At 50.9% G+C, this 19,761-nt stretch carries 14 protein-coding genes; 7 read left to right on the forward strand and 7 right to left on the reverse strand.

What is annotated here, in order from left to right; genetic code table 11:
* Positions 1-257 precede the first annotated feature (257 nt).
* Entirely contained in the window at positions 258-803 is a 546-nt protein-coding gene (locus tag J3P34_RS05195; protein WP_210486777.1) for an RNA methyltransferase, read from the forward strand.
* A gap of 93 nt (positions 804-896) precedes the next feature.
* Here the strand turns inward: J3P34_RS05195 and J3P34_RS05200 are convergent, their stop codons facing one another.
* The 6 genes from J3P34_RS05200 to J3P34_RS05225 all read right to left on the reverse strand — a co-directional run bounded on the left by J3P34_RS05200 (position 897) and on the right by J3P34_RS05225 (position 11,172).
* Positions 897-1,289 carry a hypothetical protein gene (locus tag J3P34_RS05200; RefSeq protein ID WP_210466714.1) on the reverse strand — a complete coding sequence of 131 codons (393 nt, stop codon included), beginning with the start codon at positions 1,287-1,289 and terminating at the stop codon, positions 897-899.
* Positions 1,290-1,402: 113 nt separating this feature from the next.
* Complete coding sequence (locus tag J3P34_RS05205; RefSeq protein ID WP_210486779.1) at positions 1,403-2,020, reverse strand: tetratricopeptide repeat protein; 618 nt, start codon at positions 2,018-2,020, stop codon at positions 1,403-1,405.
* Between the two features lie 771 nt (positions 2,021-2,791).
* Positions 2,792-6,421, reverse strand: a complete 3,630-nt coding sequence (locus J3P34_RS05210; protein ID WP_210486780.1) for an ABC transporter permease/M1 family aminopeptidase — start codon at positions 6,419-6,421, stop codon at positions 2,792-2,794.
* A 48-nt stretch (positions 6,422-6,469) separates the two neighbouring features.
* The gene (locus J3P34_RS05215; protein WP_210486781.1) at positions 6,470-7,384 is read right to left on the reverse strand and encodes an ABC transporter ATP-binding protein; all 915 of its coding nucleotides are present in this window, start codon (positions 7,382-7,384) and stop codon (positions 6,470-6,472) included.
* Between the two features lie 250 nt (positions 7,385-7,634).
* Positions 7,635-8,291: a hypothetical protein gene (locus tag J3P34_RS05220; RefSeq protein ID WP_210486782.1), complete on the reverse strand. Its 657-nt coding sequence runs from the start codon at positions 8,289-8,291 to the stop codon at positions 7,635-7,637.
* A gap of 397 nt (positions 8,292-8,688) precedes the next feature.
* Positions 8,689-11,172 carry a TonB-dependent receptor gene (locus tag J3P34_RS05225; protein WP_210486783.1) on the reverse strand — a complete coding sequence of 828 codons (2,484 nt, stop codon included), beginning with the start codon at positions 11,170-11,172 and terminating at the stop codon, positions 8,689-8,691.
* A gap of 422 nt (positions 11,173-11,594) precedes the next feature.
* On the opposite strand from J3P34_RS05225, the gene aspS reads away from it, so the two are divergent.
* The 6 genes from aspS to J3P34_RS05255 all read left to right on the forward strand — a co-directional run bounded on the left by aspS (position 11,595) and on the right by J3P34_RS05255 (position 18,249).
* Positions 11,595-13,346: an aspartate--tRNA ligase gene (gene aspS / locus J3P34_RS05230; RefSeq protein WP_210486784.1), complete on the forward strand. Its 1,752-nt coding sequence runs from the start codon at positions 11,595-11,597 to the stop codon at positions 13,344-13,346.
* A 430-nt stretch (positions 13,347-13,776) separates the two neighbouring features.
* Complete coding sequence (locus J3P34_RS05235; RefSeq protein ID WP_210486786.1) at positions 13,777-14,643, forward strand: alpha/beta fold hydrolase; 867 nt, start codon at positions 13,777-13,779, stop codon at positions 14,641-14,643.
* 14 nt (positions 14,644-14,657) lie between these two features.
* Positions 14,658-15,716 carry a sensor histidine kinase gene (locus tag J3P34_RS05240; protein WP_210486787.1) on the forward strand — a complete coding sequence of 353 codons (1,059 nt, stop codon included), beginning with the start codon at positions 14,658-14,660 and terminating at the stop codon, positions 15,714-15,716.
* Complete coding sequence (locus tag J3P34_RS05245) at positions 15,697-16,413, forward strand: LytR/AlgR family response regulator transcription factor (protein ID WP_210486788.1); 717 nt, start codon at positions 15,697-15,699, stop codon at positions 16,411-16,413. The genes J3P34_RS05240 and J3P34_RS05245 overlap by 20 nt, the downstream gene beginning before the upstream one ends.
* A 127-nt stretch (positions 16,414-16,540) precedes the next feature.
* Entirely contained in the window at positions 16,541-17,161 is a 621-nt protein-coding gene (locus J3P34_RS05250) for a DUF2625 domain-containing protein (protein WP_210486789.1), read from the forward strand.
* Positions 17,162-17,661: 500 nt separating this feature from the next.
* Positions 17,662-18,249, forward strand: coding sequence for a hypothetical protein (locus J3P34_RS05255; RefSeq protein WP_210486790.1), 588 nt, complete (start codon positions 17,662-17,664; stop codon positions 18,247-18,249).
* A gap of 113 nt (positions 18,250-18,362) precedes the next feature.
* Here J3P34_RS05255 and J3P34_RS05260 read toward each other — a convergent pair whose 3' ends face one another.
* The gene (locus J3P34_RS05260; protein WP_210486791.1) at positions 18,363-19,739 is read right to left on the reverse strand and encodes an NADH-quinone oxidoreductase subunit N; all 1,377 of its coding nucleotides are present in this window, start codon (positions 19,737-19,739) and stop codon (positions 18,363-18,365) included.
* Positions 19,740-19,761: the final 22 nt, after the last annotated feature.

Below are 19,761 nucleotides of genomic sequence, written 5' to 3' on the forward strand. Positions count from 1 at the left end.
GCGGTATAATGTGCTAATTATGTAATGTGCTGATGTGCTAATTCTAGATTAGCCTCCACAACTTTCTGTTGTTTGGCGGCCTTGTTTCGGGCCTGATTTTTAAAAACCGCCCTAAAACAGGTCCGCTCTCTTTGCGCCCTCCCCCAGAGCACAGGTTTTCAGCCCGATTTTCCTGACACGGGGCAAAAACGTTCCTATGCCCACAATGTGTTACCTTTGCAGGACATTCCGGCCCACGGCCGATTACCTTTTCAACTATGCGTAAACTAAGCATGGAAGATCTCCAGCGCGATTCAGTGGAGGACTTCAAAAATAAGCAAAAAAATCCGTTGGTGTTGGTTCTGGACAACGTGCGCAGCCTGCATAACGTGGGCTCGGCTTTCCGGACTGCCGATGCCTTTGCCGTGGAGAAGATCTATCTGTGCGGCATTACGGGCACGCCGCCCAACAAAGAAATCCACAAAACGGCGCTGGGGGCCACAGAATCGGTGGAATGGATACATGTACCCTCTACCCTGGAGGCGGTGGAAGGCCTGAAAAGCAGCGGTTACCAGGTGTGGGCCGTGGAACAGGCCGAGGGGAGTACTTCTTTGGCGGATTTCAGCCCGTGGGCCGAGGGCAAATACGCGTTTGTGTTCGGGAACGAGGTGTTTGGCGTGGAGGATGAGGTGATCAAAGCCGCAGATGGCGTGCTGGAGATTCCGCAGTTCGGCACGAAGCACTCTTTGAATATCTCCGTGACCGTAGGTGTAGTGGTGTGGGATGTGCTGAGCAAGACCTTGGCCCAGAAACCGCAGTCTTAAAGGAGAATCTCGGGGTAAATCTTACCCCTACTTACATAAAAAAGAGAGGCCTGCTCCGGGGGAGTAGGCCTCTCTTTTTAATTTGGCTGATAGCTAGTTCTTGCCGGCTTTGCTTACTTCTTTCACCATAGACAGGAAATTGCCTTCTGGCTTGGCTTTGAATTCTGTGTAAGCTTCTACCTGGCGGCTGTTGAGCAGTTTGAACAATTCGGTTTCAAAAGTGGTCTCAATTTCTTTCAGGCGGGCATCGCGCATGTCGGCATCGTTGCTGTACATCTTGGCAACCTCAGCGGCTTTCACCAGGCGCTGCTGGTTCAGAACTCTCAGGTGCAGGTATTCACTCTCGTTCAGGCCGATGGATTGCACCATCAGGCGAGTCACCGAGTTGCAGGTTTTCTCTACGGCTGGGTTAGCAGGGCCAGTCTGGGCCACGGCATTCATCACCAACACGAATAAAAAGCAAAAAGTAAGTAAAGCGTTTTTCATAATTGTAAGTTTTTTGTTTGATTGTTGTTTTACGATATGGTAGAAAGCAGCACCCTCAAAGGTGTCAGGTAAGGATTCTGGTAAGTAAAGTGCCTTTAAACAGCCGCTAAAGGTCAGCGCTTGGCAGTACGCCGCTGCAATTTGCTTGTTGCCACCTGCAGCGCATAGGTAGCCTCCTGGTGGTCTGGATAATGCGTCAGAAAAAGCGTCAAATCCGTGACAGAGTCCTCTAACTGGTTAAGCTCCAACTTCACAATTCCACGGTTGCACAGCGCCTTTGAGTGCTGGGGGGCAACCGCCACTACTTCATCCAGGTCCCTTATTGCTCCAAAGAAATCATCCAGGTAATACTTGCCTACCGCCCGGCCGTACAAAGCATCGGTAGAGTTTCCATTCATCAGAATGGCGTCAAAGTCTCTCAAGGCCTCTTTGTAGGCACCTATCTCCAGATAAGCGTTTCCCCGGCCCAGCAGATATGTCTGGTTATCTTCTTCAGACAGCGTCAGAGCGAAGGTGTAATCTTTGATAGCCCCGTAAACATCCCTGGCTTCCATGCGGGCCGCAGCTCGCTCGCCATAGGCCTGGACATTGCCCGGTTGCTGCTTAATAAGCTGCGTAAGCTCTTTAATTCTGGTTCCAGCCCCGGAAGAAAGCTGAAGATTTAAGGCAGAAGCTTGCAAAGAAGCCATTACCAGAACCAACATGCTCACCACAACCTTTATCCGTTGCATCTTTCCCCTTAAACCTTAATTGAAACCGTAAATTTTTAACCTGATTTCCCGGTAAGGCTGACAGCTATTTCACTGAATTAAAATACTACAATTCCTTACTAGAATGAGACAAATATAGGGGATCAATTATACGCAAAGCAAGAGTTTATATGAAAAAATATATAAAAAAAGAAACTTTTTTACAAAAACAGCCTCTAAATGATTTAAATAAGGTTTTTGAAGGCAAATCTTTTCTGAAGAAATTCCGATTACATACCGGAACTACCCTATACAGCAGTAAAAAAGGCTAAAATGGCAGCGGGAAAATCATATCATTTTTAGGTCCTTATGATTAAACCTTTAAATCTTATGTTTTTCCAATCAAAATTATTTAAACTCAAGCCAAAAACCTTTGACTTAAACTTTTAACAATACCAATATATATTTTCATCACACTGAATAGCAGCATCTTAAACAAACAGCTTCATTCCTAATCATTCAAACCTCACTTTCTCGAAAAATTGGATAAATCCAGAAATAATCTAGCTAAAATCGTCTACAGCACTTTACAGTGAAAAGCACCGGTAAACAACCATGAATTTGAGCAAGAAAAGCTCCACTTTTACCCCCTCCAGAGAGGAAGTTTTCTTTCACATGGTGGCCTTCTGCTTTACCAGTATTACAATTACCTAGCGGCTTGACACTGCTACCGTCAGTTGTTTAGAGCCCCAAAAACGGAAAGGCCCGACTAAACAGCCGGGCCTTTCCAAAAGCATCGTGAAGATTAAGTGGTTATGATTTCACCGTCACCTCTTTGGTGTTGTCATTGGGGTTCCGGTCAATGAGCTTGTTTAGGGGATCCACGCCGGCGCGCTCCGGCTTCTCCTTCACAATGACCTCTATCTTGTTCAGGCCGGCCTTGATGCGCTGCTTTTGCAGGTACAGGGGCACATCTTGCCAGGTGCCGGCAATTTTCTTGCGGGTGATCACCGCCACATCCACGTAGTCGTTCAATGGGGCGGGGCTTTCGTTGCCTAGGCTGTCGGCGCGGAACTTCTTGGCGTCTACGGTAAGCGATACTTTGTAAGAGCCGTCTTTCTGCTTCACCGCCGAGGCCTCGGTGGCTTTGTTCTCGTAGAGCGTGATGTTCTCAAACATATCGTCTACCAAGTACTGCAGGGAATCGGGTGTGGCTTTACGGATGTAGCTCAAAAACTCCACGGAGTTGGTGTACGGCGCTTGCTGGAACGCCACTTTCTGCACGTACTCCTTCAGGGCCGCGTTCAGTTTGTCCTCCCCGATGTAATCGGCCAAGGCGTACATCACAACCGATCCTTTGCGGTAATGGATATACTGCTGGTTTTCCACCAGCGCCAGCGGCAGTTCTTTCTTGCGCTCCCCGGCCCGGCCTAAGAGGTAGTTGTTCATCTCGTACTTGAGGAACTTCTTCATGCGCTCGGCACCGTATTCCTTTTTCATCACCATCAAAGCCGAGTACTGGCTCATGGTCTCGGACATCAATGTGGAGCCCTGCACATCGCCCCCAATGACCTGGTGCGCCCACCACTGATGCGCCACCTCGTGGGCGGTCACATAGAACGGATAGTCAATGTCCTCGGGGTCTTTGTCATCCACATCGGCAATGAACCCGATGGACTCAGAGAACGGGATGGTATTGGGGAACGCCTGCGCAAAGGCACTGTAGCCCGGAAACTCCAGGATACGTACCTGCCGATGCTGATACGGGCTGAAATTGGCGGTGTAGTAGTCCAACGACTTCTTCACGCCTTTGATCATGCGGTCCAGGTTGTACTCATGGCCTTTCTGGTAATAGACCTCAATGGCCACGTCGTTCCACTTGTCCTTTTTCACCTCATAGTCGGCGGAGAGGAAGGAATAGAAGTTCAGGATGGGCGAATCCATCTTGTAGTGGAAGTAGCGGCGGCCGTTCTTGGTCCACTCCTTCTGCAGGTAGCCGGGCGCTAAGGCAATCTGATCGGGCACGGTGCTCACCACGGTTTCAAAGGTGATCCAGTCGGCGTCGTTACTGATGTAGGTGTTCTGGCGGGCTTTCAGGTCGTTGACTTTGGCCATGCGCTCCTTCGGCTTTAAGCTGTTTTCCTTGCGGGTATCGTCATCGCCCAACTCCAACGCCTCCTGGTACCCGATGTGCGGCAGCAGCTGGCTGTTGATGAACGTGCCATTGTACACGATGCCGGTGTTGTAGCTGCGCTGCTTGAAGCCTTTGGTCTGGTACAGCAAATCCATGTTCAGTTTCACCGAATCGCCGGGCTGGAGCGGCTGGGCCAACCGGAAGATGTGGTAGCCCATAGTTTTATCGAACAGCACGGTTTTGGCCGGACGGGCAAATTCCAGTTGTTTGATCACGGCGTTATCGTCCAGCATGAGGTGCACCGAGTCAATGGCCACGCCCGTTTTGTTTTTGAGCCAGTAATGGCCTTTGAAGTGGAACTCGCGCTCTTTGGGGTACAGGTCGGTCTCCAGGTACACGTCCACCACGCGGGGTTGTGGCAGGTGTTGGTATTTCTTGTACGTTTTCTCAAAAGTAGCCTGTAAACGCTCGTTGTCGTCTGAGTCGCGGTACTCATTCAGGATGTTGGTGTTGTAGAAGATGAAGCCGCCGCAGACGATGAACACCATGGCCGCCGCGCCCAACACCATGAGGGTGGATTTATTCAGTTGCAGCGCTGCTAGCTTGAAACGGCCCTTGAGGCGGGCCTCGGTGCCGCGCACCCACAGCAGATTAGACACCAGCGCCAGGATGATGGCAAACGCGCCCCAGTACACCTTGAACAGCAGGAACGGCCCCACAAAGTGCCCGTAGCCGTTCATGGCCGAGTACGGCGCACCCGGATCTGAGCTATACGAGTACAGCAGGTGCTCAAAACCCAGCTGCCCCTTGAAGATGTTGGCCAGGTAATACACCACCATGATGAAGTGCCCCAGGTACTTGTTGTTCACCAGCACCTGCACCAGCATGGCCAGCGCGCACATCAAAAGGTAATCCACCAGTTGCAGCCCGAACAAGGCTTTCACGTACAGCCCCAGCTCAAAGTTGAAATAGCCTTTGGCCGCCTGGATGAGGATGCCGCACACCAGCACCACCGCCATTAGAACCACCTGAATACCCATAAGCGCCACCAGCTTGGACGTGAACGGCACCCAGTTGGGAATAGGCAAAGCATCATACAACTGGTTCATGCGGGCATCGCGCTCGCGCCACACCAGCTCGCCGGAGTAGAACGTGATGATGATGAGCATGAACAGCGCAAACGTACCGCCCAGAATCGCCACCACCTCTGAGGTCACCGGATACGTGTTGGTGTCATAGATCTTCCCGATCTGCGAAGCCGTAGAAAGCAGGAAAATGATACCCGCCACCACAATCGCGATGAAATACACGCTGCGGACAATGCCCTTGAACTCCAGCTTGGCCAGCTTCCAGAACTGCCCGAAACTGCGCCCGAACGAGAATTCCTGGCTAACCTTAGGCAGGGAAATCCGTTGCGCCGTGGCGATGATGCCCGGCGCTTCCTCCCGACGGAGCTTGCGCGCTTTGCCTTCCGACGCGAAGAACGAGAAGCTGAACCGCCAGAAACAGATAATCAGCAGCAAAACGGCAAGTCCGTCCCAGAGCAAACGGTTCCAAAAAATTTGCTGGCTCAGGGGCAGCACCAAGGTATTCTGCTCCGCCGCCGTCCAGTAGCGGGTGGTCTGGTACACCGCCGAGGCCCCGAACGGGTCCACCAAATTCGCTAGCAGGTCATTGTCCAGGTCATTCGTGAGAGCGCTTGAAACGCCGTACAGCACCAGCACCAGCACGCTCCCAATGTACACCGCCAGCATGTTGCGGGTCAGCGTACCTAGCGTGAAGAAGATAGCGCCGGTGAGCAGCAGGTTGGGGATCACGATGAGCAGGAAAGGCTGCACGTAGGACATGACGTTGAACGGCCCGAACCTTGACGCCTCCACCGAGGGGAAAAGCGGCGCTACCGCCGAGGCGAAGATGTAGCCGAACGCAATGCCGGAGAACACCAGCAAGGTCACCAGGAACGATCCCCAGAAACGCCCGCCCAGGTAGCTCCATTTGGAGATGGGTGTGGTAAAGAACAGCGAGTGCGTCTTGTGCTCGAAATCACGGTACACGGGGTTGCCCATCATGGCCGAGGTCACCAGCACGCCAAACCAGCTCAGGATGGTGATGACCCAGTTGATCTGGTACGGCGAGTTGGCCTTCACCGAGACACTGCTGCCCCCGCCAATGATCACCGTGCCCCCAAAGACCCCGCTCACGCCGAACACGCACAGCAAAGCCATCAGGAAGAACAAGAAAAAGTAGATATAGGTAGCCGGCCGCTTCAGGCGGTACTTCAGCTCGAAGAGGAATATATTCAGGAACATAGCTTCGTCGTTTTAGGTCTGTTTTGTAGAAAATAGCCTCAAAACGGCTTAGCCAATTACTTCTGCTTCGGGTCTCTGCTGCGGAGCCTTCCGGGTCACCCCGCTGATGGTCGCGAAGTACACATCCTCCAGATCGGGCTGCACCGGCTCAAACTCCAGACCCGGACGGGCATCGGCGAACACGTGGATGATGGTCTTGCCGGCGAACAGCCTTGACGAGATCACGGCGTGCTCGGCCTGGTGCTGCGCCAGCTCCTCTTTCTTGATGAACTTCCGCCAGATTTGGCCCTGCATCTGCTCAATTGCCTGCAGCGGCTCGCCGGTGGCCAGCACCTCGCCTTTGTTGATGATGGCCATGTTGCGGCACAAGTCGCTCACATCATCCACAATGTGGGTAGACAGAATCACGATGATGTTCTCCCCGATCTCGCTCAGCAGATTGTGGAAACGGTTCCGCTCGGCGGGGTCCAGGCCGGCCGTAGGCTCATCCACGATGATGATCTTGGGGTTGCCCAGCAAGGCCTGCGCAATCCCGAAGCGCTGTTTCATGCCGCCGGAGTAGCCGCCCAGGTTCTTTTTACGCACGTCGTAGAGGTTTGTCTGCTGCAGCAGCGAAGCCACCGTCTCTTTCCGCTCTTTTGCGTTATGGATGCCCTTGAGCACCGCAAAATGGTCCAGCAACTCCTCGGCGCTCACCTTGGGGTACACCCCGAACTCCTGCGGCAGATAACCCAGCACCTTCCGCATCTCGTCCTTCTCCAGGAACACATCCAGATTCCCCAGCCTGATGCTGCCGCTGTCCGCCTCCTGCAGCGTGGCGATGGTGCGCATGAGCGATGATTTCCCCGCCCCGTTGGGCCCCAGCAACCCGAACATGCCGGTAGGGATGGTGAGGTTCACGTTTTTCAGCGCCTGCACGCCGTTGGGGTAAGTTTTGGAAAGGTTCTGGATGATGAGTTCCATGGTGGTTAAAGGGTTTGGTTAGATGGAGCGATTGGTTTCTAGGGGATTAGTAGAAAGAAGTTAAGAAAAGTTACAGAGAACCCACCTTTCCATCCTATTTTCTTTTTCGCTGTTTAGGGCTCTTTTTTACTGAATCACACAGAAAACAGGCATAACTGAGTTTCTAACCTGACCTTCGCCAAAACAAAAAGCCGATGCCCTTTCTCCAGTGAAGAAAGGGCATCGGCTTTTCTAAGTATTTTGAGTTGCGCTATACGTAGCGCACTTGCTCCTGGAAGGCACCTTTCCAGAAAGCGGATCTACTTTTCTCTACGGCTTGCACCTTCTGGATCATGGGCAGCACCTGCGCATCGCCGGTGGCGTAGGTAAAGGTCAAGTCAAAGGCGTAGTGCATCTCAATGCGGTTCAGGGATGCATCGCAAATTGGGAACATGTTCTCCAGGTCAAAAGTCTCCTGCGCCTCAGGCAGCAAGTTATACTTCTCCAGCACCGATTTGATGATAGCGTTGCATCTGGCTGGTTTAGGGGTTTTCACAATGCTTTGGCACATGATGAATTTACCGTGCAGGAAGTGCAGGCACTGCGTCACCTTTGCTGACCCAATGGAAGAGAAGTAGAAAAGAACTTCGTGGCCCACCACATCCAGGTCTTGATGCACGTGGAATTCGGGTTTGCCCAACAGGCGCTTGGCATCCCGCAGAGAGGCCCCTAAAGCCAAGCCTCTGAAAGTCACCTCCCGGTTGGTGTTGGTTTGTACTTGTTTAGGAGCAGACAAAGCATTACGCAGCCCCGCTACTGTGCGCACATAGTTTACCCTATCAAAATAATCCCTTTTAGACAATCCTCCCACATCTAATCTGTTCTTAGATTTTCTCAACGCCAGTGTTTTCCAGACAGAATTAAACATCTTCAATAATTTTTAACAATATAGCCTTAAATGAAGCAAATCAGATTTTACCATTGAATAAGTTCAATTTTGCACCTTAGCTACTTTATTTCACTTATTCTTAAGCTAGTTAAGATGGTTTTCCCAAGCCTCAAAACACTTCTTTAAACATTACAATAAGTTCCTCTTTTATACTAAAACCTTATTCTCAGTTTTAAGTAGTCTTCAATATAAAAAAGGATATATCCTATTCAGTATTTCTCAAGATTTAGGGCTCTTATAAAGCTACTTTTCAGGATCAAACAAGCTTTTTCGGCTTCTCATATTCTCTCATCTGTTTAGCGGCTTTAAACAAAAAAACAGCCCTAAAACGCAGGTGTTTTAGGGCTGTTTCAAAATGTATTTATTAACAAAGCGCTTACCCAGCGCGGCGTTTCTCATCCTCGGCACCACCGGTGCGGCGGCGGGCGGGGACCACTTGGGTACCGCCAAATCTATAGGTGAAACTGAGGGTGGCTACCCGGGTATCTCGGCGCTGATAGAACTTCTCATAATATCCAGTCAAAGCGGTGGTGGCTCTTATCTTGTTTGAGTAGAAGACATCGGTGACGTTCAGTTTCACGTTGGCCTTTTTATCTAGGAACTGTTTCTGCACGCCCAGGGTCAGGAACCGCACGGGCTGAATGTCCAGGAAAGCGTAGATCTCACGGCTCCGGTACACCCCAATCAACTCCGCTGACCAGTTCTTGGGCAGCTGGAAAGAGTTGGTGGAGTTGATGGAGAAAGTAGGCCGGCCGTTTCTGAGTGCGGTATTGGCAAGGTTGCCTTGGTAGAGCCCATAGTACGCCTCAATGTTGTTGGTACTGGTGAACCAGCGCGCCACGGAAACCGGCACCGAGAAACTGGCCCCATAGTAGTGGAACCTGGCAAGGTTACGGTCCTGCTGAATTACCACCGGAATCTGGTTTGGATTGGGGTCTGGCACCGGACGAGGCTCCGGAGACAGCACCGAAATGATATTGTCAGTGGTGCGGCTGTAGCTGAGCTTGGTCACGTACTTCTCTTTCAAGGTGTGGGTAAATTCAAAGGCGTACGTGGTTTGCGGCAACAGAAACGGGTTACCCGCCGATTTGGTGCTGGGGTCAATGAAGTACACAAAAGGGTTCAACTGGTTATAGGTAGGCCGGTCAATGCGGCGGCTTACGGAGAGTCCCAGGTCATGCGTTTTGTTCAGCGTATATCCTAAGAAAGCACTGGGGAAAAGCTGGGTGTAGTTCCGGTCAAACGACCGCTCTCCTTCCACTTCGGCGTACTCCGCTACCTGCTCGCCTTTGGCAATGGTGTTCTCTACCCGCAACCCTAACTGCAGGCTGGCTTTAGACCATTTCTTGTTCACGTTCAGGTACGCCGCGTTGATATTCTCGCGGTAGATGAAGTGGTTGCTCCGGTTGGTGTCCAGGGTATTGCGGCCTCTGGTGCGGTCATAGAAACGCAGGTCATTGTCGGCGTCCACCAAACTGCTTTTGAGCCCGGCTTCCAGGTTTGCGCCCATGGGTTTCAAGGGCTGGGAATAATCTACCTTCACCGATTTGATGGTGAGTTTCCCGTCCAGATCACCGTACAGGAGAGAGTCCGGCATGGGCTTCTCGGTGTCAAAATACCGGGTGGTAAAGTCCTGGATGTCTCCGGATTGGAAGGCTGCGTAGTCTACATCAGCACTGATTTCTTTGCCGGTGGTGTCTATGGTATGCTTCAGGTTGAAGTTAAGGGCCTGTGAATTCCGGTTGGTCCCACTGATGGCGTTGGTAGTGGTGTATTTATCATACTGCCGGTTGCGGTCAAAGAACTGGGAGGTATTGGCGGTGGCTCGGTTTATATCCAAGAAAACCCCGTTGGCTACCAAACCCACAATAGTTTTGGGGGTCACATTCCAGTCAAATCCCACACGCCCGTTGTGCGAGTTAATCTGGTGCGAGAAATGGTTCTTCTGATCATTGATCCCCTGCAGGTTACGGGCTTCATTCAAGGAGAAGAACTCCCGGTAGATATCCAGCTTACTGAAATCCTTGCGGTGCACGTAGTTGTAGGAGCCAAACACGTTTACTTTTCCGGTGCGGTGGTTTAGCTGCAGGCCCTGGTTGGACTTGAAGCGTTGCCCCTGTCCGAAAGACGAGGTGATGCTGCCGTTGGTGCCCACCCGCTCATCTTTCTTCAGTTTGATGTCAATGATCCCGGCGTTTCCGGCCGCATCGTATTTCGCCGAGGGGTTGGTGATGAGGTCAATCTTGGCCACCTCGTTGGCGTTCAAGCCCCGCAGCATGGTAGCCAGCTCCGTGCCGGACATAGGCACCCGCTTGCCGTTGATCATCACCATCACGCCAGAGCGGCCCCGCATGCTGATGTTATCGTTCTGGTCTACCCGCACGCCGGGCGCTTTCTCCAGTACCTCCAGCACGTTACTTCCCGCCGAGGAAATGCTGTTTTCCACGTTGAGCACCGTTTTGTCAAAGTGCTGCTCCACAAAAGGCTTCTGCGCCTCAATTTTCACCTCTTTCAAGGCCACTGCCCGCTCGGCCAAGGAAATTACCCCCAGATCAGTGTTCTTCTGCAGTTGAATAGCCCCCGAGGTGTACAGGGCGTAGTCATAATGCAGCACCATGAGCTTGTATTTGCCCGCCGGAATGCCGCTGAACAGGAAAGACCCGTCCTGACCGCTCACCTCTACCTTCACCAGCACCTGGCTGGAGTCTTTCACCAACTGCAGGTTGGCGGCCAGCAAAGGCTCGCCTTTAGCGCCTTTCACCACACCTTTCAGGTCAAAAGAGTTTTCCTGCGCCCAAGTCAGCGGGGCGAGGCATAAAAGCCAGAAAGTTAAGAGTAGAGTAAATTTCTTGGTGTGCATAAGGTTTGGGTGTGTTTCTCAAAAAATGGCTAGTAATCAGATAGACTGTTTCCGGAAGGAGTCTGCCTTCGCCAACACCTAAGACAAGAGCAATGCCAAATTATTATATTATTGATTTACAATACCTTACAAACCAAACCTAACTCTAGCATTGTCCGATCCCGAACAGTAATATTCGATTTTGGACACTTAGATTTGCCGACGAAAAAGCCTATGAAAAGTTGGTCAAGGATTTTCTCTCCTTCTGAAAAGGGAAAGCGCCTTACTGATTATTGCATTTTTGGTTAAGGGAAGCTTAAAAGAAGACTTGATAGCCTGCCGCCATTTTCCTGGTTAATTCTTGAAAACAGGCCTGAAACGGGTTTCGGCAACTAATGAAACAATCGTTACCTTTGGGGCTTAGTTTCTAAAGAACAGATACAATGCTTCGTTCACACACCTGCGGCGAATTGCGCCTCGAGAATGTTGGTCAGGAAGTGACCCTGACCGGTTGGGTACAGAAATCACGCGACAAAGGCGGCATGCTTTGGGTTGACCTGCGCGACCGCTACGGCATCACGCAGCTGAGCCTGGAGGAAGGTGTTTCTGATGCACATGTTCTCACCACTGCCCGTACCTTGGGTCGTGAGTTCGTGGTGAAAGCCACTGGCACCGTCATAGAGCGCGTGTCTAAAAACGACAAAATCGCCACCGGCGACATTGAGATAAAAGTAACCGCGCTGGAGGTCCTGAACCCCGCCAAACTGCCTCCGTTCCTGATTGAGGACGAGACCGACGGCGGCGATGACCTGCGCATGAAGTACCGCTACCTGGACTTGCGCCGCTCGCCGGTACGCAAGAGCCTGGAACTGCGTCACCGCATGGCGCAACAGGTTCGCTCCTACTTGGATAGCCAAGACTTCATTGAGGTAGAGACCCCAGTGCTCATCAAGTCCACACCCGAAGGAGCCCGTGACTTTGTAGTTCCCAGCCGCATGAACCCCGGTGAGTTCTACGCCTTGCCGCAGAGCCCGCAGACGTTCAAGCAGCTTTTAATGGTATCTGGTTTTGATAAGTATTTCCAGATTGTGAAATGCTTTAGAGACGAAGACCTGCGCGCCGACCGTCAGCCCGAGTTCACCCAGATTGACTGCGAACTTTCCTTCGTGACCCAGGAAGACATCCTGAACACCTTTGAAGGTTTGGTAAAGCACCTGTTCCGTACCGTGAAGGGAATAGAACTGGCAGACTTCCCGCGCATGACCTACGCTGATGCCATGCGTCTGTACGGTTCAGACAAACCAGACACCCGTTTCGGGATGCAGTTTGTGGAGCTAAGCGATGTGGTGAAAAACAAAGGCTTCAAAGTATTTGACGACGCTGAGTTGGTAGTAGGTATCAACGCCAGCGGCAGTGCTTTCTACACCCGCAAGCAAATTGATGAACTGACTGATTTTGTTAAGCGTCCGCAGGTAGGTGCTACTGGTCTGGTGTACGCCCGCGTGCAGGAAGACGGTAGCGTGAAATCTAGCGTGGATAAATTCTACTCACCCGAGGATTTACAGCAATGGGCCCAAGCCTTCAACGCCCAACCCGGCGACTTGCTCTTAATCTTAGCTGGCGGAGCTGATAAAACCCGCAAAGCCTTGAACGAGCTGCGTTTGGAGATGGGTACCCGCATGGGCATGCGCGACAAAGACACGTTCTCCACGCTATGGGTGCTGGATTTCCCGCTGCTGGAGTGGGACGAGGAAAGCAACCGTTACCACGCCATGCACCACCCGTTCACCTCACCCAAGCCAGAGGACATGGACCTGATTGACACCAACCCGGGTGCCGTACGCGCCAATGCCTATGACATGGTCATCAATGGCGTGGAAGTGGGCGGCGGCTCTATCCGTATCCATGACCGTGCCGTGCAATCCCGCATGTTTGATTTGCTAGGTTTCACCACTGAGGAAGCGCAGGCTCAGTTCGGGTTCCTGTTAGATGCTTTTGAGTACGGCGCACCTCCGCATGGTGGTATCGCCTTCGGGTTTGACCGTCTGTGCTCTCTGTTCGGTGGTGCTGATTCTATTCGGGATTTCATCGCGTTCCCTAAAAACAACTCTGGCCGTGATGTGATGATTGACGCTCCTTCGCCTATTGCGCAAGCGCAGCTGGATGAGTTACAGATTGACACCCGCGTGAAGTAATTGCTGATTGTTTATTGTTGATTGCTATAGAAAGCCGGTGAGGTCTCCATGACCTCACCGGCTTTTTCGTTTTAGGGCTGTTTTTCGGAAAAGAGGTCAGAAATGTAGCGTCGTTACCCTGTAACGACGTGGTTCTACGAAGCGAGAACGTCTCAACTGAAGAGAACCTTTCTTTTCAGGTATTCCTTGGATGGAGGTATTTCTCTTGATAAGGCTGCCTTTGTTTCATAGAGACACGTCGTTACAGGGTAACGACGCTACATTTCTGTTTTTGGTCTTTTTTCAGCAAAACAGCCCTAAAGCGCTTTTCTAATCTTTTCCGCCGTTCACCCCGGCCTTTTACCGCTCATCATTTTTCACTTCGCACACAAGCTTTCATGCTGCACCTTTGTTTCAATCAAACACGGAAACAACTAAACCTCATAAAGCCATGAAAGCAAAAATTACTTCTATTCTCGTTCTATTCTTGTTCCTTGCCATTCAGGTGCAGGCCAAAGCGCCATCGTTCAAAGTTGTGAAATCCGGTAAAGGACCTGCTATGATTTTGATTCCGGGTTTGAACTCGGCGGGGGAAGTGTGGGACGAGACGGTGGCGCACTACCAGAAAAACTACACCTGCTATGTCTTGACCTTGCCAGGTTTCGCGGGGCAGCCGGCCGTGAAAACAGAACATTTTCTGAACAGTGTACGTGACGAGATTATCGCATATGTGCAGGAAAACAAGCTGAAAAAGCCGGTACTGGTGGGGCATAGCTTGGGCGGTTACATGGCCCTGGCCCTGAACGTGAAAGCCCCTGAGTTATTCGGGAAGACGGTGGTGGTAGACGGCTTGCCTTTCATTGGGGCTGTTCAGAATCCTACCGCCACGGTAGAAACCATCAAACCAATGGCCGACCAGTTCCGCAAGGCGATGGCGAAGCCGAACCCCGCTGCGCAACAGCAGCAGGAAGCCAGCTACGGCATTTCCATGGCCACCGACTCGGCGCACATCAAGAAGATTATTGAATGGGGCAGAAAATCTGATTACAACACTACTGGCCAGGCCATGTACGAAATGTACCTCTCTGACCTGCGCCAAGACGTTGCCGCCATCAAAGCACCGGTGTTGGTGTTGGGTGCCTGGGCCGGATACAAAAATTACGGCGTCACCAAAGACATCACCACCAATATGTATAAGGCACAATTTGCTAAATTGCCTAGCGCCCAAGTGAAAGTAGCCGATACCGCCAAGCACTTCATCATGTATGATGAGCCCACCTGGATGTTCGCGCAGATGGACGCTTTCCTGAAGAACTAAAGAACACCTCGTTAATGACCGCCTCACGTCAGCAAAAATGGTATTGGGTCTGCCAAGCAATTGGTTGGACCTGCTACCTGTTTATAGGGCTCCTGATGAGCTTCCTGTTCTTTAAAAAGCAAGCGGGCATGTACGCCGTGCAGTTTGTGGGCACCGCCATGTTCTTCGGCACCACGCACCTGCAACGGCACTTACATCGCAAGCATCGCTGGTTGGAGCTTCCTCTAGGCAAAATGGTCTTGCTGGTGTTGGCCTACAATGCGGTGGCGTCAATTACGTGCCAGTTGCTGGTCTGCCTTTTCATGCTGAGCATTGGCATGTTCACACTAAAGGAATTCAGCTTTGGGTATCTGGTCATGTACTCGGCGAACGGTCTTGTGATTCTTAGTTTCTGGTCTACCATTTACTTTGCGTTCCAGGCCATTCAGCGCTGGAAGGAGAAGGAAGTGGAAGCTTGGAAACTGCAACTGTCTTTGAAGGAGGCTGAATTACAAGCCATCCGGTCGCAGCTGAATCCGCACTTCCTGTTTAACAGCCTTAACAACATCCGGTCCCTAGTGCTGGTGGACCAGACCAAGGCGCGGGAGATGATTACCCGCCTTTCGGCCATGATGCGCTACGTAATTGGCTACAACCGGAATAATCTGGTGAGCGTGGCCGAGGAGTTGGGTTTTCTGGACCATTACGTAGCGCTGGAGAAGATTCACTTTGAAGACAAGCTCCATTTCTCCTCGCAAGTGGAGGCATCGGTTAAGAACGCGGCTATTCCGCCGTTGGGCATCCAATTGCTGGTGGAGAACGCCATTAAACACGGCATCGGGACCCAAGCCAAAGGCGGAAAGATTCAGCTTTCCCTTCACCGAAAGAATGGCCATTTACGGGTACAGGTAGAGAATACCGGCATCCTGGACGCGTCCTCGGCTTCTACAGGCATTGGCCTGCAGCGTCTTTTGGAGCGCGTGGCGCATTCCTTAGACCAACCGGGCACCTTTAACCTTTCTCAAACAAGCGACAACAGCGTGACTGCCACGCTTACCCTTCCCTGGAAAGACTATGAAAATCTGCATCGTTGAAGACTCCCGGCTGGCGCGCCTGGAACTGAAGCACCTCTTAGCCAAATTCCCTGCCCTGGAACTAGTGGGTGAAGCCGAAAACACCGAAGAAGGCATTGAATTGATTGAGGCCCTTCGGCCCGATTTACTGTTCCTGGATATTCACTTACCCCATAAAAACGGCTTTGAACTGCTGGAAGCATTGGAGTACACGCCGCAGGTTATCTTCACCACCGCCTATGACCAATACGCCCTCAAAGCATTCGAGCGGAATGCGCTGGATTACCTCATGAAACCCATTGAGGAAAGCCGCCTGCGCCAGGCCGTGGAGAAAGCCATGGCAAAGTTCGAGTCATCCAAACCCGCCGCCCCTACTTCCCTGCTGAGGGAAGAAGACCGGGTGTTTGTCAAAGACGGAGAGCGCTGCTGGTTTGTAGCCCTGAAACAGGTACGCATGATGGAGTCTAACGGCAATTACGCCTTTCTGTACTTCGAGAACGAGCGCCCCTGCATTCTCAAGACCCTTAACTACCTGGAAAGCCGTCTGGACCCTAAGGTCTTCTTCCGGGCGAACCGCCAGCAGATTATCAACGTCAATTTCATTGAGCAGATTAATCCATGGTTCAGCGGCAGCATTAAGATTCAGTTAAAAGGCGGCGAGGAAGTGGAAGTGTCGCGCCGGCAGACGCAGGTGTTCAAGGAGCTGATGAGTTTGTAAGTGTGTTTTAGGTCTGATTTCTGGTAAACAGACCTAAAACACACTTTTTTGGTACCTTCCCTTCTCAGCTCTTAATGCCATGAAATATTCTCTCCTAGTCCTATTATCTGTTATTTGTTTTCAAGGCATGAGCCAAACAACTCCTAAACGCTCTCTGCAAGAACTCATCAACACCAAAGAACCAGGCTGGGAATTAATCACTACCTGGATGAAGGATGCGAAGAACAAAATAGAGATTCTCCCCAAGACGCAATCTAATGCCGATGCCGCTTTGTTGCAGGCACAAGTGACTACCCGTTCTCCCATGGGTGCGGTGATCTATGAAACGGGCGGTATCTTGATAGACAACGGTTGGATTAGAATTTTGGGCTCTGGCTCGCCTCGTCTGTCCCGTAGCCTCATGGCTTGGAACAAAGGAAAATCTTACTTGCAGGACGGTGAACAACCCTCGTTCTTACTGGTGGCAGACGATGCGTTGGGTGGATTCTTTGCCATCAATGCAGGTGCAATCAACGAAACGCAAATAGGAAAGATTTTTTACTTTTCCCCAGACAACCTGCAATGGGAACCCACGGAACTGGGCTATTCAGAATTCCTTCAATTTTGCTTCTCCGCCAACTTAGAAGGCTTTTACGAGGGCATGCGTTGGAAAGGCTGGGAAGCAGATGTAAAGCAGCTTGCTGGAGACCGAGGCATACATTGCTTTCCGTACCTCTGGACCTCAGAAGGAAAAGACATTAACAGGTAAGCAGAAAGGATGTGCCAATAGAAGAGCTGTGGTCTCTGTACTTTGAAAAAGATTAACAGCAACTTTGCCGCCTACTGTTTTCATAAAACTATTATGCTCCAGGGGAATGGTATAGAATCAATTATATCATTGCTCAGGTACTCTATTGCAGCTGGCCACCTAGAGAACTACACCTCTCTGTTTTTGACCTGTTACTAAGAATAAACCCCCAAAACAGCTATCCCATTGCTGAAGGAGTCCAGGATCTGCAACTCTAAGTGCTTTCCAAAAATCCAGAAGAGTTTTCCAACTCACAATCAGTTGGCCCGCAGCAAATGAACAAGCCTGAAAGCTTCAACAAAGCTTAGAACTGTATTGCTATTGTTCCTTCCTAATCTGATATTTGAAGGTTTTTCTTCCCTTAAGAGAAGTATCCGGCCTCATTCCTTCCCCCTCAGGCCTTACGGTTTTCCATTTAGTCTTAATCGTTTTCTGTTCAACTTTATAACCTTCATTACTACATGAAACACTTTTCCGTACTCTTTCTTTTACTTTTTGCCTCTCTGCAATATTCCTTTGCCCAAGAGGGAGAACAGCTCAAACTGCCTTACCAACCTGTCCGGCTTTTGCTAGGCGGCGCCTTTGAATTTGGCGGTGATAAAGTAGCCCAAGTCTATTTCACAAACGGAGATGATCAATCTGTGCATGCAGGCCAGGGTATTTCGGTGGCCGTTGGAGGTGAGTTCCAGGTTCCTAAAGTAGAAAGGCTGCTTCTGAGGACCACTGTGGGCTTCAAGTACGTTACCACCCAAGCAGACAATGCGCACATCAGGCTAACCAGATTCCCCATTCATGTAACAGCTAATTGGATGGCTACAAACAAAATTCGTTTAGGCGCAGGTTTAGCAACTCACCAAGGCATCAACTTCAAGGCCGATGGCATTGGTGAAGACATTGAATTCAAAGGTGCCACTGGTCCTACATTTGAAGTAGCCTATGGCCCCGTGGGCATCACCTATACGGCGATGACGTACAAAAACAATTCAAACCAATCCTACTCAGCAAATGCCGTAGGTATTGCGTTTTCTTTTGTGATACCTAGAAGGTAAACTATAATACATTGTACTAGCCATCTTGAAGCTGGGCTACATCAAAACCGGCTATAAAACAGAAGAGGCACCCAAGGGTGCCTCTTCTGTTTTACACGAAAACCTTAAATCTCTTAAAGCAGGTTATTGAACAAGCCGGGTACAACGCCCATCAGCACGGTCAACACCACTAGAGAAATCAAGGTGAAGGTAGCCAAAGGGTCAACGGCAATGCGCGTTCCTTCTGCGTCTCTCATGTACATGGCGATAATGACTCTGAAGTAGTAGTAGATACCTACCGCAGACATCAGCACGGCTACGATAATCAGCCAAACCATGTCTTGCTCCAAAGCAGCCGAGAACAGGAACAGCTTTCCGAAGAAACCACCGGTTAACGGAATACCTGCTAAGGATAACATGGCAACGGTCATCACAAACGCAAGCAGCGGATTCGTTTTGCCTAAACCATTGAAAGCAGAATACTCATCTGAACCACGCTCATCAGACACGTACTTCAACACGCCAAAGGCAGCGATGGTGGCCACAGCATACGCAAGCGAATAGAACAGAATGGCGTTCTCTGAGCGGTCGTTGAAAGAAGTCAAGGCAATCATCAGGTAACCGGCGTGCGAGATACTGGAGTAGGCCAGCATCCGTTTCATGCTGTTCTGCGCAACTGCCCCTATGTTTCCGATGAGCAAGGTCAGAACGGTGATGGCTACTACGGTCGGGAACCACTGGTCGTACACCCCTCCGAAGGCCGCCGACATCAGTTTGTAGAAAGCGGCAATACCCGCCGTCTTTACCACGGTAGACATGTAGCTGGTGAAAACGGTTGGTGTTCCTTCGTACACGTCTGGGGTCCAGAAGTGGAAAGGCGCGGCTCCTATTTTGAAGGTTACACCTATCAACACCAGCAATAAGCCCATCAGCAGCAAAGGCGACGTGGCGGGGTCCATGTTGGTAGCAGCAGCGGCAATGTCCGTCAGGTAGAAAGCACCAGTAGCGCCGTACAACAAAGCAATCCCGAATAAGATGATGCCGGTAAAGAACGAGCCCATCAGGAAGTACTTCATGGAAGCCTCATTGGACAGAATGTTGCGTTTGTCAGAACCGGCAATGATGTACATGCTGATAGACATAATCTCGATGCCCACAAACAGAATCAGCAGGTTTTCATATGACACCATCATGATGCCGCCCACCAGAGAGAACAGCAACAGCGAGTAATATTCCGCTAGGTTAGAGTTCTCAGCAACCACGTAGCTGCGGGAGAACGGCAGAATGAATAAGGTAGACACCACCATCACCGCGGTAAAGCCCACCGAGAAGTTGTCGGTGGAGAGCATGTTGCTGAAATAGCTTTGCGGCTGGTTCCAGTCAAACATGGTCGCGCCCAGAGTCACTGCCAAAAACAGCAGCACCACAGGCATAAGCGCCTTTTTAGATTTCATGAACCCTACAAAGAGGTTCAGGATACCGAATATGGAGAGTAGAATGATTGAGGTCATGAGCAGGTAATTTCTCCTGGTT

The sequence above is a fragment of the Rufibacter aurantiacus genome (assembly GCF_017916345.1).
In the GTDB taxonomy this organism is placed as follows: Bacteria; Bacteroidota; Bacteroidia; order Cytophagales; family Hymenobacteraceae; genus Nibribacter; species Nibribacter roseolus.